Raw genomic sequence first — 16,430 nt, 5'->3', positions numbered from 1 at the left:
GAGTGGATTTTCGAGGGATTTTTCGTCCTGACAAGGCGGATTCGATGCGCAATGCCGCCCCATTGCAAGTCGAATCCAACGCCGTCAGGGCGGAAAAGATCCGTAAAGCCGCCGTCCACGATGAATGTCAACAGAGCCTAAGGACCACCCCGAAATTTCGACCCGGACGGGCGGCTAGACCGGACGGGCAATTTGAAGCCAACCCCTTGAATAGGAGGAAACAATGGCCAAGAAATATGATGCGGGCGTCAAAGAGTACCGCGAGACTTACTGGATGCCCGACTACACGCCGAAGGATACCGACCTCCTGGCGTGCTTCAAGATAACCCCACAACCGGGCATCCCGCGCGAAGAGGTTGCCGCCGCTGTGGCCGCCGAATCCTCCACCGGCACCTGGACCACCGTCTGGACCGACCTGCTGACCGACCTCGACTACTACAAGGGCCGCGCCTACGCCATCGAGGACGTTCCGGGCGACGACGAATCCTACTACGCCTTCGTCGCATACCCCATCGACCTGTTCGAAGAGGGCTCCGTCGTCAACGTCTTCACCTCAATCGTGGGTAACGTGTTCGGCTTCAAGGCCCTACGCCACCTGCGCCTCGAAGACGTGCGCTTCCCGATTGCATACGTCATGACCTGTAACGGTCCGCCCCACGGCATCCAGGTCGAGCGCGACATCCTCAACAAGTACGGCCGCGCGCTGCTCGGGTGCACGATCAAGCCGAAACTCGGCCTGTCCGCCAAGAACTACGGCCGCGCGGTCTACGAGTGCCTGCGCGGCGGACTGGACCTGACTAAGGACGACGAAAACGTCAACTCTCAGCCCTTCATGCGCTGGCGCCAGCGTTTCGACTTCGTGATGGAAGCCGTGCACAAGGCCGAGGCCGAGACCGGCGAGCGCAAGGGCCACTACCTGAACGTCACCGCCCCGACCCCGGACGAGATGTTCAAGCGCGCCGAGCGCGCCAAGGAGCTGGGCTCGCGCATCATCATGCACGACTACATCACCGGCGGCTGGTGCGCCAACACCGGTCTGGCCCAGTGGTGCCGGGACAACGGCCTGCTGCTGCACATCCACCGCGCGATGCACGCCGTAATCGACCGTCACCCCAAGCATGGTATCCACTTCCGCGTGCTGGCCAAGCTGCTGCGTCTGTCCGGCGGTGACCACCTTCATTCCGGCACCGTGGTCGGCAAACTCGAGGGTGACCGCGAGGCCACCCTGGGTTGGATCGACCTGATGCGCGATTCCTACATCAAGGAAGACCGCAGCCGCGGCATCTTCTTCGACCAGGACTGGGGCTCGATGCCCGGCGTGTTCCCGGTCGCTTCCGGCGGAATCCATGTATGGCACATGCCTGCGCTGGTTACCATCTTCGGCGACGATGCCTGCCTGCAGTTCGGCGGCGGCACCCTGGGCCACCCCTGGGGCAACGCGGCGGGTGCGGCGGCCAACCGTGTCGCGCTGGAAGCCTGCGTCGAGGACCGCAATCGCAACGGTGGTGACGGCCTCGAGAAGCGCGGCGGCGACGTCCTGCGCGAGGCCGCCAAGTCAAGCCCTGAGCTGGCGGCCGCGATGGACACCTGGAAAGAGATCAAGTTCGAGTTCGACACTGTCGACAAACTTGACGTGTCCCACAAGTAAATTCGGTTAACCGCCAAGGCGCCAAGTACGCCAAGCGTGCTTCGAATTTCCGGCGTACTGGCGTCTGGCAACCAACCGAAATGCTGACCGATTCACTAATCCGAATGCGACCAATTTACTGAATTTCCTTGGCGTCATTGGCGCCTTGGTGGTTCCACTAGAGGAATTTTCAATGAGTGAAATGCAGGACTACAGTTCGCGTCTGTCCGATCCGAGCAGCCGCAAGTTCGAGACCCTTTCCTACCTGCCCGCCTTGAGCGAGGAGCAGATCCGCGCCGAGGTCGCGTACATCGTGTCCAAGGGATGGAACCCCGCCATCGAGCATACCGAGCCCGAGAATGCCACCGACTCCTACTGGTACATGTGGAAGTTGCCCTTGTTCGGTGAGACCGACATCGATGCCGTGCTGCAGGAGGCAGAGGACTGCCTCGCGGCCAATCCGGGCAACCACGTTCGTCTGATCGGCTACGACAACTATGCCCAGTCCCAGGGCACGGCGCTGGTGATCTTCCGCGGCAAGCCGGTCTGACCATCTACGCCGCGTTTGACCTGAACGCAGGCCCCTGCTCCGTCACGCGGGGCAGGTTTTTTTTGCGCTGTCAGCAGTCAGCTTTCTGCAAGAGGCAAGGACAGGTCGAGCTTCGTTCGACAAGACGAGCCGACCGCTGACAACTGAGCGTTGAAAGCTTGAATATTCGCCGCCAAGAGGCACAGGACATGAGCGAACTCGATCGCGATCAATACATTGTCAAAGACGAACCCTATTACCGTTCCGTTAGTGACGAAGTAACCATGTACGAGGCCGCCTACGATGCGCGCATGCCGGTCATGCTCAAAGGACCGACTGGCTGCGGCAAGTCGCGCTTCGTTGAGTACATGGCCTGGAAGCTGCAAAAACCGCTGATCACAGTAGCCTGTAACGAGGACATGACCGCCTCCGACCTGGTCGGCCGCTTTCTGCTCGACATCAACGGCACCAAGTGGCAGGACGGCCCGCTGACCGTCGCTGCCCGCATCGGCGCGATCTGCTACCTGGACGAGGTAGTCGAGGCACGACAGGACACCACCGTCGTCATCCACCCGCTGACTGACCACCGCCGCGTGCTGCCGCTGGAGAAGAAGGGCGAACTGGTCCATGCGCACGACGATTTCCAGATCGTCATCTCCTACAACCCCGGCTACCAGTCGCTGATGAAGGACCTCAAGCAGTCCACCAAGCAGCGCTTCGGCGGCCTGGACTTCGACTACCCGGACAAAGAGATCGAGGTCGAGATCGTGGTTCACGAGGGCGGCGTCGATGCCGACATCGCCGGCAAGCTGGTCAGCATCGCTCAACGTTCACGTAACCTGAAGGGCCACGGCCTGGACGAGGGCATGTCCACCCGTCTGCTGGTCTACGCGGCGCAACTGGTCGGCAAGGGCATCGACCCAATGGCCGCGTGCCAGATGGCGCTGGTCACCCCGCTGACGGACGACCCGGATATGCGCGACACACTCAGTGCTGCTGTCAACACCTACTTTTAGAAATTGAACCGCCAAGGCGCCAAGGATGCCAACGTTCTACATATAGCAGCTTAAATTGGTACGCCTCAAGTGGAACCGTCGCACGAGCTGGATGCCTTGGCCCGCAAGACAATTGGCGCAGCAATCGAAGTACATCGCGCGCTTGGTCCCGGATACCTCGAGAGTGTCTACGTAGAAGTCCTGGCGATTGAACTCACCCTGAGACGATTACGTTTTCGCCGGCAACCCGAAATCTCCGTACTGTACAAGGAACACGAAGTAGGTACGGGGCGGCTAGATTTCCCGATTGACCAGCGACTGGTCGTAGCACTGAAAGCCGTCAATGCCTTGAACGAGATTCACCAGGCTCAGGTGATTTCCTATCTCCGGGCAACAGGATTGAACCTTGGTCTGCTGATCAACTTCAATGTGGGAGTATTGAAACAGGGTATCAAGCGTGTTGTTCTCTCTTAATCCTATCTTGGCGCCTTGGCGGTAAAATAAAATGAGTATCGACTTCAACGAATACGTCACCTGCCTCGACCCCGATGATCACGAGCATCTCGAGGCCCTGGAGTCTTCGTATCACGAGGCGCAGCGCGTCATGTCGCCGCGGGGACTGCAGAACTACCTGGAAGGCATGCGGGCGATGTGCACCATGGGTCGCGGACAGGACCTGGTGCTGACCTATGTGCAGGAGATGCCGGGTGTGGCCAAGGAAGTCGGCGAGGACATTGTCCCCGATATCGTCGAGTCGATGATGAAGCTTGCCTCGCACACCTCCGGCAGCGTGATCACCCTGATGCTGTCGGTGATGCCGTTGGCCGCGCAACGCCTGGGCGACGGTGACGTGCTGCGCGGCTACCTGAAACTGCTGCACCAGCTCGCCGGCAAGGCCCCGCGCGGTCTGAGGCCGATGATGGAAAACATGGACGAGCTGCTGTCCAAACTGACCCTCGGTGGCCTGCGCCGCTGGGCGATGTGGGGCGCTCAGGCCCATCAGCGCGACCTCGACGGCCAGATGGCCTACTTCGGTCTGAAGACCGAATCGGCGCGCTCGGTGCTACAGAACGAACGCCGTGGCACGCTGTTCGTCGGCAACCAGCGCAAGCTGAACTTCTATCTGCGCGCATTGTGGGGCCGCGCGTTTTTCATGCGCCCGACCGCCGGAGACTACGAGAGCCGTCGCGGCCTGAAGCCGTACATCGAAGGCTTCCAGATCCACATTCCGGACGCCTATGATCCGTTCCGCGGCATCGACGGTATAGCGATCTATCGCGCCGCGGCTGCCCATGCCGCCGCGCACATGGTCTACACGCGTGAGCCGATCTCGGCCGAGCAATTGTCGCAGGCACAGATGCGCTTCATCGAGCTGTTCGAGGACGCCCGGGTCGAGTACCTGGCCTATTCTGAGTTTCCCGGCCTGCGCAAGCTTTGGCTGTCGTTCTTCACCGCCGAGCCGGACGCGGACGACGACTTCGGCGCGCCGCACGAAACCATGGACTACATGTTGCGTACGACACGCGCGATCATGGACCCGGACTACCGGGCCCCTGAAGATTTTATCAACGACGCCGCGTCCGCATTCCTGCAGGAACTGGAGAAGGACCCCTACGCTTCCCGTGTGTCGTGGACGGCCGGCGTCAACTTCTACAATCTGATGGTCGACAAGGCCAAGATACCGAGCGTACGCGTGCTGTCCGACTGGCCGATCCCATACCGCGACGACAACCGCTACTTCTGGGACTTCGCCGAGAACATGTTCGAGACCCAGGGCGTCGACTACATGCCGTCCAGCCAGCAGACCGTGCGCAAGTATGTGTCGGTCATGGAGATGGTCAACGAAATCAACTCCGAACTCGACATCGATAACCATCAGGAAGTCTGGGTGCTGGCCACCGAGTTGTTCCCGTACGAGGACGAGGGGGTCAGCTACAACCAGATGGAGGGGGTCGAGCCGGTCTCCGAGCCGTACCACTACGACGAGTGGGACTACCACGTGCAGCTCGCACGGCCGGACTGGGCCACCGTCATCGAACGCAAGCAGGGCCAGGGTGACCCGGAAGTCATGGACACGATCCTCGACAAGTACAAGCCCATCGCCTCACGTATCCGGCACCTGATCGATGCGATGCAACCACAGGGCATCGTCCGTCGACGCGGTTACGAGGAAGGCGAGGAGCTGGACCTGAACGCCGCGGTGCGCGCGATGATCGACATCCGCCGAGGTGTCATGCCCGATCCACGAATCAACATCCGAATCACGCGACACATCCGCGACCTGTCGATCGTGGTGCTGATGGACCTTTCGGAGTCGACCAACGAGAAGATCGGCGATTTGCAGGAGGGTGACGAAGGCTACGAGGACCAGCCGAGCATCCTGGACCTCACCCGCGAATCGACGGGGCTCCTGGCCTGGGCCATCGACTCCATCGGCGACAACTTCGCGGTGCACGGTTTCGCCTCCGACGGACGCCACGACGTGCAGTACTATCGTTTCAAGGACTTCGAAAAGCCCTACGACGACGAGGCCAAGGCCCGCATGGCCGGTATGGAGGGCGGGTTGTCGACCCGCATGGGGGCGGCGCTGCGTCACGCCGGCTGGCAACTGACCCAGCAGAACGCGCGGAAGCGCCTGGTGTTGCTGATCACCGACGGCGAACCCGCCGACATCGACGAGCGCGACCCGCAGTACCTGCGCCACGACACCAAGAAGGCGGTAGAGGACCTCGCCATGCAGGGCGTCTACACCTACTGCCTGACCCTGGATCCCGAGGCTGACCGTTACGTCGCGCGTATCTTTGGCGAGAACAACTATTCCATCGTCGACAACGTCGAGCGCCTTCCGGAGCGCCTGCCGAACGTGTTCGCCGCAATCACCGGATAGACAGTGTCCGATACGGCATGAGGCAGGCTTGCGAATCGCATCCAAAACCGGAGGAACAGCGTTAACATGCGCCCGACATCCAAACCCCAGCGCTACGTCGGCATCGACAGGGAAATCAACGGCGGCATGACCGATACGGGCCGGATCATCCGGGATGCCTGGGTGTTCGGAATCATCCCGGAGACCGAGACCTGTGAGGGCTGGTTGCCACAGGGGATCGAGGACCTTTGGGCAAAGGTCGACCGGGAGTGGGAGAAATACGGTTTTCTCGTCGCCAATCTGCCGCAGGAGCTTCGGGAGCGATTCATGCGCATACAGTCAGAGGCGGTCAAGCGCGCCAGATCCAACGGCTGGGACCCGAGCCTCGAAGACGACGAGACCTGAGTCCCAGACCGAAAACGCTTGATCCAGGTTGATTGAGACTGACCGAATATGGAAGTCCGCTTCGAGCAGGGTGAGGAGACCGGCCGGGAACGGAGACGGATCCCGGCCGAACTGTACAATAAGATCCGCGTGATGTTCGGTCGTCACGACGGTGCCGCCCTGTTCGTGCCGATCCGTTCGATGCAATACCTCGCCGTAATCGACGCCGAAGAGACCGTCTTCGTCGATGGTAACAACCGGCGTAACATTGCCATCTCCTGGCAACGCTTCCGACCGGGCGTCAGAACGGATTTCAGTCAGCCGGTGGCCTTCGAGTGCGTCTACTACGTCTGCGATGGTCCAGAGATCATGAAACGCCTGCAGGGCGCGTTCCTCGAGGCGCTCACGCTGTTGGAATCACGACAGGCCGCTCACGGAAAGAACGATCATGAGGTCATCCCCTTTTCAAGCAAATGATCGTTAAACACGCAATCGGGACAGCGCGTCCTCGACCCAGCCGAAACCGACGCGCTCCTGTTCCAGGCGCAGGTTCGCGCGCAGGCGGTTGTCTCTCAGGTCGTCGTACAGCGCCTGTTCCTCGGCAGTCAGGCGGGGGAGATCGCGCAGTGTCTGTTTCTCCTCCACACCCCATTGGGCCTCGAAGGCGAGAAGTGTCGCGCGATCCATCATCAGGGAGCGCACGTGCGGGAGATGGGCGCGCAGCCGATCGAGGATGGTGAAGCCGTGGGTGTCGATGTCACCCCAGTAATACACCCGACAACGTCGTAGCCAGGAAACCCGCTCAAGCAGGTCGAGCCCATAACCGGCGCCGAAGATGACCAGACTGTCCGACATCGGGGGAAAAGCCAGGAAATTGATTTCGTTTTCCGTGACGAAGACGTGGGAGACCTGAGTTTGCAGAGCGGTGAAGGTGTCGAGGTCCAGCGTAACGTCCGCCTCGGCCAGTCCCGGTAACGGCGTGCAGGCAGGATCGAGCATGCGCCACCGAATACGACGGGGTTTCTCCCGGAATCCGTAACGCCCGGAAAAACCGCTAGCTGCGGTATCGACGGCCGCCGGCGGCAGGATCCGATCGAGCCATTGAATCAGGATGCCTCGATGCGCCTCGATGAACTTGCTGTCGATCCGGGGGATGTCGACCTGTCGAAGGTAGATGCCCGGGCGCGGGTTCGCCTCCATCCAGTCGATCACGTCCAGCAGACGGTCCCAGACGTCCACCAGCTCCAGCGCCTTGAGGGGTCTGCGGGCAAGCCAATCCATCAACTCAGGCCGGCGCTCGCGGGTGCGCTCGACCAATGCGGCGAAGCGTTCGGCCTCACGGCGCTTGCCTAGTAGGGCCAGTGCATCGTCCAGTGTATCCACCCACACGGCCGCGGGGACCTGATTCGCGCCCAGCACCCTGTGGTTGAACTGGCGCAACTCGACCCGGTAGTGGCGCAGGCCGCGAAGTTCGGCAATCCAGGCGCGTACGGCTTCGAAGCGTCCGGCCATTTGCGCGGAGGTCGGCCCCTTGAGCTTCAATCTCAAGGGGAAGGACGTCTCGCCGGTCGCAAGGTCCGCCAGTAGTCGGCCCCGGTGCCAACCATGTTGAAGCTGCGCGCGCAAGTCCCGGGATGTCGTCCAGTTCACGGGATAAAATTATCCTGAAAGGGCACGCGCCTTTTCCTCCCGATACTCCTCGATCGTCAGGTTGCGTAGCATGGAGGCGCGTCCGTCCTCGTTGTGAACAAAACCGACGCTGTCCACGAAGGGCTCGATGACGTGGATCTTCTGCAGGGGCGTGACAATCAGCAACTGCAGATTGAGCTGCGCGAACAGACGCAGGCCGTATTGCGCGGATTCGTCCGAGCCGCGCCCGAACGCCTCGTCGATGACCACAAAGCGAAAGGAACGCGAGCGCACCACACCCCATTCGAGTCCGAACTGATAGGCCAGGCTGGCGGCCAGAATGGTGTAGGCCAGTTTCTCCTTCTGGCCGCCCGACTTGCCACCCGAGTCGGAATAGTGCTCGTGCTCGCTGTCGTCCTCGCGCCAGCGCTCGCTGGCGGCGAACATGAACCAGTTGCGCACGTCGGTGACCTTCGCGGTCCAGCGCCGGTCCGCCTCGGTGCGCCCCTCGCGGCCGCGAAAACGCTCGATGATGCGCTTGACCTGGAGAAACTTGGATTCCGAGTACTGGGCGTCTCCAGCCCCGGTCAGCGCACCCTCGGTGCAGGCGCGCAGCTCGCTCTGAAAGTCCCGGATCTCGTTGTCCGCGTTCAAGCGTGCCTCGAGCAGGATGTAGCGCCCGCGGGCATAATCGATCTGGGCCAGGGAGTCGTTGATGCGCGCGATGCGCTCTTTGATGGTCTCGCGCTCTCGGGCCAGTTGCGACTGGAAGTTGGCCACCTCCCGGATGGTGTTCTCGTTGAGCAACTCCTTGAAACGGGCCTCGAAGCGCGGCAGGTCGTCGGCCTCGAGCGCCTCGAGCATTGCGCGGTATTCGAACGCCGCTTCGATACTCGCGTCGACCTCCGCGGTCTCGAGCCGGTTGGCTTCCTTGTATTCGGTCATCGCGCGAACGATTTTCTCGCCCAGCGCCTTGAGACGCTTGTCTTCGGCATCGATACGCGCCTGAAGCCACTCGCGCATGTCGTGCTCGCGATTGTCGCAGGTCTCAACGGTCAGGCGATGCTCGCCCAGGGCCTGGGGGCGTAGCGCATCCAGTTCCGCAAAACGCGCCGAATGCGCCTCGATAGCGGGATCGTCCAGCAGGGTACGTGTCTGAACTTCGAGGGCCGAGGCATCCTCGAGCTTCTGCTCGGTCCTGGCGCGCGCTTCCCGGCGCGCCTCCAGTTGGCTCTCGGTCTCGGCGATCTGGGCTTGCAGACCATGGAGCTGTTCGGTCAGTTGACGGAGTACGTCGGATGCCTCCTCCAGTTCGCGCCTTTCCGTCTCGAGACGTTCGACGTCGATTCCCACGGAACGCCAGTCCAGTTCCTGAAAGTCCCGGTACTCGTCCAGTTTGGCCAGTAGACTGGCGCGTTCGCCCAGGGTCTTCAACTCGGCCTGTACGCCGCTGATCGCCGCGCCCAGGCCGGCCAGGCGCGATTCGAGCTGGCGCCGGTCGTCCTCCAGCGCGGCGATCTTCTCCTCGTTGGTCCAGCCGAGCACGTAGCGCCGGCGGTCATCGATGCGGTGGCGGTCGTCCTTTTCGTGGCGTTCGCCGGGGGACTTGATCTGACCGGCACGGGTGATGGCTCGCGTCTCGCGCCGGAACTGCTCGAAGGTCTCGCAGCAGGCGACGTCGAATCGCCTCGCCAAGACGCGCTCCAGCCAATCGTAGAACGGCGAATCGGGCTTGATCGCGAGTTTCCGTACCAGCGAGTCCGGATGAAGCATCCCCGGTTCGTCGCGCGCGGTTGCACGCACACGGAAGTAGACCAGGCGTCCCCGCAGATGGGTACGGTCCACCCACTCCGAGACCCGCCGGTAGTGCGAGTCGGGCACCAGCATGGACAGACCGAAGTTGTGCAGCAGCCGCTCGGCGGCCCCCTCCCACTCCCGCTCGTCTTCGCGCACCCGCAACAGCTCACCTGCGAAAGGTACGTCGGACTCGGACAGGTTCGTCGCGGCGCACAAGGCGTCGCGCAGGCGGACTTGCTCGGCGGGGACGTTGCTGCCCCGCTCCCGCAGACTCTCGATCTCGGCGATCAGTTGTTCGTGTGTCTGTTTGCCCTGGCGCAGCTCGACCGCCTGCTCGGTAAGGGCATTCTGAAGTTCCGCTTCCCGCGACCGGGATGCCTCCAGCAGCTGGAAACGGCTCGCACGCCGCTCGGCGAACGCTCCCTCGTCCTCGGCCACGTGTTCGCCGATCGCCCTCGCCAGCTCCGCATAACGATCGGCCTTCTTCTTCCTGAGGTCGCGCTCGCGGACCTTGAGGCGGATCTCTTCGGCAAGCCGCTCAAGCCGATCTCCGCCGTTGTCGGCAATGCTGCGTTTCAGTTCGTCCACGCGGGCTCCCTGTTCCGCGCGGCGCTCGGCCAGCCCCCGGATGCGTGTGGTCTGGCGCGTGCAGTCCTCGCGCAGGGCGTCGATCCGCGTGTCCAGCAGTCCGAGCTTGATCCCCGCGAAGTACGGTCGCAAGGCCTCACGGCAGGCACGCAAACCGTCCGTGGCCTCGAGCAGCTTTGCGTGGCGATCGCAATCGGAGACCAGCGGCGTCAGTGCCTCGATCTGGCGCCTGGCCTTGAGCACTGCCTCGTGGGCGTGGTTGAGGTCGTCGAAATGATCGATCAGGGCATCGACGCGCGGTGCGACGTCGAACGGCTCGAGCATGTGATTGCGGACGAACTCGGTCAGGTTGCCCACGGACTTCATCGATACGGTCTGGTGAAACAGCTCCAGGGCCTGATCGTTGTCGATACCGAAACGCCGCCGGAACCAGGCGCCATAGGGTGGAAAGCTGTCGAATATCTCGACGCCGTCACCGCGCAGGCGCTTGCGCAACGCCGCGATCTCCGTACCGAACCCGGCAAAATCACCCGCGATCGTCAGCTCCCGTTCGGCGCTCGAATAGAACCGTGCAGGCTGCCCCTGCGGATCCTTGCTCCAGAATACCTGTGCCAGGGTGACTGCCTGGTCGTAACCTGCGTTGTAGAACACGGCGAGGATCACCGAATAGGCGTTGTGATCGCGTAGCGCGACGGGTTTGGCGGCGCCACCGATCTCGTTGCGCTCCGACTTGTAGTAGCCCAGTACGTAGGACTTCAGCGTGCGCTCCCGACTGTCCGCACCGGCAGCCTTGTTATAGGCGACCCGGCGCGCGGGCACCAGCAAGGTGGTGACGGCATCGACCAGCGTCGACTTGCCCGAACCGATATCGCCGGTCAGCAGGGCGTTCCTGCCATCGGCACGCAGGGTCCAGACGCGGCCATCGAAAGTCCCCCAGTTGAAGACCTCCAGACGGGTCAGCCGAAACCCCGCCATCGTCTCGTCGGCGACGAAGTCCAGTCCCAGGGTGCGCGACTCATTCATCGTCCGCGGCCTCCAGCTGCGCGCGGTAGTCCGCCAGGCGCTGGTCGAATTCAGCGAGCCACTGTGCGTCCACGAAGGCCTTCAGGATCCGGCGCACCTCAAAGGTCTGACCCTGCCCGGCCACCGACTTCATCTTGCGCAGGAAACCCAGATCGACCACCTTTGCGATATGTGCGTCGATGCGGTCCATCAGCCGCACCTCGTTGGCGGTTGCGGGCAGAAACACGCGCATCAGCTCGACGATGTCCTCACGCGACAGCACCAGACGTACGCCTTCGCCGTCCTGCCCACCGCCGGCGTCGAACTCCGCGAGCTTCTTGCGCAACAGCGCCAGCAACAGGCTGACCGGGAAGGTCAGTTGTCGGCGGGTCACCAGGCGCGGGGCAGAGGCGCCGGCCTCGTCGCCCTCGGGATCTCGCGAGCGCAGGAAGGCATAGCCCTCGGCCTCGTCCAGCACCAGATCGAGCCCCAACACGCTCACGTAGTCCCGCACCTGTGCCTGGAGATCGAGCAGGTCGTTCCATTGGCCGCCGTCGCGCGTGCTCGCCTCGTCGCGATAGATCACGCCCTTGAGCAGGGGAACCACCAGCGAGGACAGATCGGCCCCGCCCGCCACCGCCCCATCCGGTCGGTCCATCTCATCGATCGAATTCATCCTCTTTACGCACTCGGCTTGAGCTCGTCTCCCTATCCCGAATTACCGCATGAATACCACACGGGGAAGGCGGGCCTGTTTCATCCGCTCGATTCCGTCGCGATCCTGGCCGCGCCACACGATGACGTCTTCCACCGCCTCGTCGACGGTGCTGTCGAAGCGATCGTCCGCCAGTGCCAGGTAGGTCACGAGTTCGGCCAAGCCCTGTTGGAGTGGCCAGCGTTCGCACAATTCGCCCAGGGTCACCCGCGAGGCGCCTTGCAGAGCACGGCGGACATGCCTGGCCAACGCATCCTTGTCGACCACCGTCTCGGAGAACAGCGCCGCGGCATCCACGTCTCCCCCGTCCGCGACCGGCGCGAGATCGACCAGATGCGGTCTCAGGCCCGGGCTGTAAAGCGGACGTTCCATCGGCAGCTCGACGGAAGCTCGGGATTCGGCAATGGCATAGAAATTGCCGCCCGGGAGCGACTCGCGCACTACCAGCGCCTTGCCTTCGATGCCACGCAGGATGTTCATGATACGACGATTCTCCAACCACGCCGCGTCATCGAGGAAACGTCGCAGTTGCTGAGAAAGCCGGGCCACGGTACGCTGAGTGTGCTCGCCGGCTTCGAGCCAGTCGTAGTGCACCCGGCGGGTGCGGGCATCGGGATTCAGCTCGGTGACCGCTGGCAAAGACAACACGCGGTCGAGCAGCTCGCCGAATTCGTCCTGCCGCTCGCTCGACATCAGGAAGTCCCAGAAGGCGCGGAAGCTTCGTCCCTGGTCAGAGTCAATAATGACATCGCGTTCGCTCATGATATCTTCCAGCAGCTCGCCCTTGCCCCCCTCCCACAGCGCGATTCGCTCGCGCACGCCGCGATCCAGGATCCGGAAGTTCTGCTCGACCTCGCGAAAATCCCCCAGCAACTCCCGCGCGACGGTAACGAACTGCTGGAAGCGGTCCCGCAGCGCCGAATCGTCCAGCATGGGCATGTCGCCCTCGCGCACCCGGGCGATCTCGTCATCGATCTCGTCACGGCGTTTCTGAAGCGCCGCGAGGCGCGCCTCCGGGTCGGTCTCGCTCCCCGAGGCGATCTGCCGCAGTAACTCGAACAATGTCAACAGGCGAGACTCGGTGCCGACGAATGACCGCTCGCTCAGTGTGCCGAGCCAGCCGATAGCCTTCTCCGTGGCCGGCGTCAGATCGAAACAGGGCTCGTCCGACCCCTGGCGGTAGAACTTGCGCAACCAGCCCTTATCATCGCCCGCCCAGTCATTGAGATACTCAAGCGCCGTTCGGGGAAAGGTCTCGTCACCGAGGCGTTCGCGCAACGCGAACAGATCGTCCTCCAGCGCCTCGGCCAGATCGGCCTGAGTGATCGTTCGCTTGTTGGGTTCGACGAAGGTCCGATGCAGGAAACTTGCTACCAGCGCGGCATGCGGTGAACCGAGCAATCGCCACGCCGGGTGGTGCTGCCGCAGAAATTCGAGTGTGTCGAGATCCAGACTCATGGATCAAATTCGTATGGCTGCGTGCCTGAATGGTATCCCAGACAACACTAAAGCGCGCGAGATGCTTGTGCAACCGAGCCGAGCCGTTAGTCGAGTTTCCTGAACGGCCCCTCCGGGACACAACCGGAAACCTCGACACCAGGGCCGTAAAACTGCGCGGGAGTCATTCGTGAGGACAGCAGTGCTGTACGACCTTCTGGTTTATCAATGGGCCAGGGCCACGTCGGAATTCGTCTACCGCTCGCAATAGACGCTCACGACATCAACTTCCGAGTGCCGCCGGGCAATCCCCAATATTGCCTTCGGAGCGTCATTGATTAGTGCCCAGTTGATCGTAGGCCGAATCTGAACTGACAGTCCCCACATTGAAGCGGGTGACTGCCAGAGCAGGTCCGAACGACTGAGACCTAGGCGATTTCTGTCAAATGACATACCATCGAGCTTGTCTTTGTCGTCCGTCCTCTGTGTTGCGACAACAGTTGCATAGCTCGACTATGCGCCTGTTGTCGCGCCTTGATGACGAACGATCCCGGCGCGGCGCTGTCCCTGCTTTGCTTGGGCACCGGTCTTGGGCTTCCTGCCCAAGCCGTTTACTGCTTCGCAGCTCACCCGGCGCAATCTGGTATGCCATTCTCCGGCAATCGCCTTGGCAGAACGGAATCGTCCGGTGTACTTCTCCATTTGGCGTGGAGAACCCGTGCCGATTCCGACGTCTTCATGTTCACCCAACCATTGATACAAAGAATGTGAGGACGCTAGTAATTTTGACTATCCATCCACACCAAACATGAATACGTGAGGGACGACGGGGAATTGACCCGAATCCCATAAGCACCCACCCACCTTGTCTCACGGGGTCATCGATAGCACGGATCTGGAACGAAGTCGTAAATCAGGGCAGCAGGTCACCGACAGTGCTTCCGAACACGGGTACGATTCCAGGAAAGGACAATTTACTGCGGACACCACTCCCGATGAACACCAACCGTAGTATGCAGAACACGCCCCCCGACGACATTGTGCTTCTGACAACCTGCGCACAGGCACGACCGTCAGAAACCACCCTTGTAACCGCCAGGGAACTGATCGACTCCGGAATCGACTGGGAAACCCTGCTGGAACTGGCCATGTGGCACGGCGTCGTGCCTGTGGTCAATCACACGCTCAAGACTCACTTTCCGGACATCGTGCCGCCATCATTGCTCGAGGCGCTCGGGGCACAGGCCCTGCTCTATGCCCAGCACAATTTCAATCAACTCCACAATCTGGCCGAAGTCACCGCCCTGCTCCAGCAGGCCGGCATCCCCTCCCTCACCTTCAAGGGCCTCGTCCAGTCGCAGCTTGCCTACGGGGATATCGTCACGCGTTGGGGGAGAGACATCGACCTCCTCGTATGCGATTTCCATTTCGAGGCCGCCAGAGATCTGTTTGTGGCCCTCGGATTCGAACGAACGCTGACCGAACCGGTCGAGCAGCGTATCATGGAGTCCGGCCTGTGGCACGAGGACCGGAAGGTCAAGGTGGATCTGCATTTCGGTATCGGACCAGGCCACTTTGCTATCGACGCGGAGCGGTTCTGGCGTCACAAGAGACCGGTATCGATAGCCGGGTACGAATTCGACGGGTTCGGTGCCGTGGATAACGTCCTGGTCTCGTGTATCAACGCGGTCAAGGAATGCTGGAACCAGTCGCTTTACCGCTACTGCGACATCCATGAGCTGGTCAGGGACTTCGGGCGGGAGGATTGGGACGCATTGTTTGCCCGTGCCGATTCCCTGGGTTGCAGACGATCGACCGACCTGGCGTTACTCGTCACCCGTAAACTTCTCGACACCGGGTCGCTCAGGGGACTTCACTCGCTTTCACTGCCTGCTCCAGCCCTCGAGCGGACCTCTGATGAGCTGATTACCCAGATGTTCTTCACCACGGACTCCCAACAGGAACCGAAGGCCAGAACATTTTTGTTCCATTTCGGCAACGAGGAACACTACGCCATCACGCTGCTGGACAAACGAACCGACCGAATCACTGCACGCGCTCAGCGAATCTTTGCGCCGAAGAGGCGCGATTACGCGTTCGTCAGGCTACCGGAGATCCTGTCTCCCTTGTACTACCTGCTGCGGCCCGTACGAATCGCGACGGCAATCGTTAGAACATTGCTGGGCAGGCCTTGGCATCAACCCGTTCCGCACTAGAATCGCCCCCCGCACCCGGCTGCAGCCTTGACGCATGACCTTTGCAGCCTAACGCCAGCAAGGCTTGCGGGGGAAGGGGAAAAAGTTTTTCGCAAAAGGGAGTAGACAGCACGCAGGCGCGGTGGGAAAATGCTGCTTGCACGCATGGAACAGGCCGGGGAGCTGCGCCTGCCTGCGCTGCAGCAAGACAAAAGCCATCCCGGCCCCCGCTCCTGCACACCGAGACGCGCGAGCGCTCGAACCAATCCCGCGGCACCTTTGGTGCGGTCTCTGTCGGAGCTCGATGCGGTACGCCTGCGATTGGCGAGCGATGCGGAGGAAGAAAGCGTTTGGAATGACGCGGTCGAGCGCTACCATCTCCTGGGCTACAAGAAGCCCTTCGGGTATTGGGCGCGCTACTTCATCGAATCCGAAGGGCATTGGCTGGGCTGTGTTCTGCTCAGCGGTGCAGCCAAGGCGCTCACGGCACGTGACCGATGGATTGGCTGGAATGACCGGCAGCGTTTGAAGAACCTGCCTTGGGTGCTCAACAACAGCCGCTTCCTTATCTTTCCCTGGGTGGAGGTGGCGAATCTCGCCAGCCACGTGCTCGGACAACTGGCCCGGCGGGTCGGCGACGACTGGCAGGCGCGTTGGGGATATCGC

At 61.9% G+C, this 16,430-nt stretch carries 13 protein-coding genes; 9 read left to right on the top strand and 4 right to left on the bottom strand.

What is annotated here, in order from left to right; translation table 11 throughout:
- Positions 1-223 precede the first annotated feature (223 nt).
- The 7 genes from LJE91_09785 to LJE91_09755 all read left to right on the top strand — a co-directional run bounded on the left by LJE91_09785 (position 224) and on the right by LJE91_09755 (position 6,878).
- Positions 224-1,648, top strand: a complete 1,425-nt coding sequence (locus LJE91_09785; GenBank protein ID MCG6868993.1) for a form I ribulose bisphosphate carboxylase large subunit — start codon at positions 224-226, stop codon at positions 1,646-1,648.
- Between the two features lie 172 nt (positions 1,649-1,820).
- Positions 1,821-2,177: a ribulose bisphosphate carboxylase small subunit gene (locus LJE91_09780; protein ID MCG6868992.1), complete on the top strand. Its 357-nt coding sequence runs from the start codon at positions 1,821-1,823 to the stop codon at positions 2,175-2,177.
- Positions 2,178-2,365: 188 nt separating this feature from the next.
- Entirely contained in the window at positions 2,366-3,172 is an 807-nt protein-coding gene (locus LJE91_09775; GenBank protein MCG6868991.1) for a CbbQ/NirQ/NorQ/GpvN family protein, read from the top strand.
- Positions 3,173-3,241: 69 nt separating this feature from the next.
- Positions 3,242-3,625, top strand: a complete 384-nt coding sequence (locus LJE91_09770) for a GxxExxY protein (protein ID MCG6868990.1) — start codon at positions 3,242-3,244, stop codon at positions 3,623-3,625.
- A gap of 31 nt (positions 3,626-3,656) precedes the next feature.
- Positions 3,657-6,038 (top strand): nitric oxide reductase activation protein NorD, encoded by a 2,382-nt coding sequence (locus LJE91_09765; protein ID MCG6868989.1) that lies wholly within the window; start codon positions 3,657-3,659, stop codon positions 6,036-6,038.
- Between the two features lie 66 nt (positions 6,039-6,104).
- The gene (locus tag LJE91_09760; protein ID MCG6868988.1) at positions 6,105-6,422 is read left to right on the top strand and encodes a hypothetical protein; all 318 of its coding nucleotides are present in this window, start codon (positions 6,105-6,107) and stop codon (positions 6,420-6,422) included.
- Positions 6,423-6,470: 48 nt separating this feature from the next.
- Positions 6,471-6,878 carry a hypothetical protein gene (locus LJE91_09755; GenBank protein ID MCG6868987.1) on the top strand — a complete coding sequence of 136 codons (408 nt, stop codon included), beginning with the start codon at positions 6,471-6,473 and terminating at the stop codon, positions 6,876-6,878.
- 3 nt (positions 6,879-6,881) lie between these two features.
- On the opposite strand, the gene LJE91_09750 is transcribed toward LJE91_09755, so the two are convergent.
- Genes LJE91_09750 through LJE91_09735 form a run of 4 tightly spaced genes read right to left on the bottom strand, consistent with a single transcriptional unit; the run spans position 6,882 to position 13,590 of the window.
- Entirely contained in the window at positions 6,882-8,051 is a 1,170-nt protein-coding gene (locus LJE91_09750) for a DUF2220 family protein (protein ID MCG6868986.1), read from the bottom strand.
- A 9-nt stretch (positions 8,052-8,060) separates the two neighbouring features.
- Entirely contained in the window at positions 8,061-11,438 is a 3,378-nt protein-coding gene (locus tag LJE91_09745) for an ATP-dependent exonuclease SbcCD, C subunit-like protein (protein ID MCG6868985.1), read from the bottom strand.
- Positions 11,431-12,093, bottom strand: coding sequence for a DUF4194 domain-containing protein (locus tag LJE91_09740; protein MCG6868984.1), 663 nt, complete (start codon positions 12,091-12,093; stop codon positions 11,431-11,433). The genes LJE91_09745 and LJE91_09740 overlap by 8 nt, the downstream gene beginning before the upstream one ends.
- 42 nt (positions 12,094-12,135) lie before the next feature.
- Entirely contained in the window at positions 12,136-13,590 is a 1,455-nt protein-coding gene (locus tag LJE91_09735) for a DUF3375 domain-containing protein (protein ID MCG6868983.1), read from the bottom strand.
- Positions 13,591-14,564: 974 nt separating this feature from the next.
- Here LJE91_09735 and LJE91_09730 point away from each other — a divergent pair.
- The gene (locus LJE91_09730) at positions 14,565-15,785 is read left to right on the top strand and encodes a nucleotidyltransferase family protein (protein ID MCG6868982.1); all 1,221 of its coding nucleotides are present in this window, start codon (positions 14,565-14,567) and stop codon (positions 15,783-15,785) included.
- A gap of 129 nt (positions 15,786-15,914) precedes the next feature.
- A partial coding sequence (locus LJE91_09725) for a DUF4338 domain-containing protein (GenBank protein ID MCG6868981.1) occupies positions 15,915-16,430 on the top strand: 516 nt, incomplete at its 3' end.

Source organism: Gammaproteobacteria bacterium, from assembly GCA_022340215.1.
GTDB lineage: Bacteria > Pseudomonadota > Gammaproteobacteria > JAJDOJ01 > JAJDOJ01 > JAJDOJ01.
The sequence above is the reverse complement of the archived record's forward strand: the minus strand, read 5'-3'. Positions and strand labels throughout refer to the sequence as shown.

What these genes read in the sequence shown, in the direction of transcription:
- LJE91_09785 (MCG6868993.1), top strand. Translation starts at nt 224, where the DNA reads ATGGCCAAGAAATATGATGCGGGCGTCAAAGAGTACCGCGAGACTTAC.
- LJE91_09780 (MCG6868992.1), top strand. Translation starts at nt 1,821, where the DNA reads ATGAGTGAAATGCAGGACTACAGTTCGCGTCTGTCCGATCCGAGCAGC.
- LJE91_09775 (MCG6868991.1), top strand. Translation starts at nt 2,366, where the DNA reads ATGAGCGAACTCGATCGCGATCAATACATTGTCAAAGACGAACCCTAT.
- LJE91_09765 (MCG6868989.1), top strand. Translation starts at nt 3,657, where the DNA reads ATGAGTATCGACTTCAACGAATACGTCACCTGCCTCGACCCCGATGAT.
- LJE91_09760 (MCG6868988.1), top strand. Translation starts at nt 6,105, where the DNA reads ATGCGCCCGACATCCAAACCCCAGCGCTACGTCGGCATCGACAGGGAA.
- LJE91_09755 (MCG6868987.1), top strand. Translation starts at nt 6,471, where the DNA reads ATGGAAGTCCGCTTCGAGCAGGGTGAGGAGACCGGCCGGGAACGGAGA.
- LJE91_09745 (MCG6868985.1), bottom strand. Translation starts at nt 11,438, where the DNA reads ATGAATGAGTCGCGCACCCTGGGACTGGACTTCGTCGCCGACGAGACG.
- LJE91_09740 (MCG6868984.1), bottom strand. Translation starts at nt 12,093, where the DNA reads ATGAATTCGATCGATGAGATGGACCGACCGGATGGGGCGGTGGCGGGC.
- LJE91_09735 (MCG6868983.1), bottom strand. Translation starts at nt 13,590, where the DNA reads ATGAGTCTGGATCTCGACACACTCGAATTTCTGCGGCAGCACCACCCG.
- LJE91_09730 (MCG6868982.1), top strand. Translation starts at nt 14,565, where the DNA reads ATGAACACCAACCGTAGTATGCAGAACACGCCCCCCGACGACATTGTG.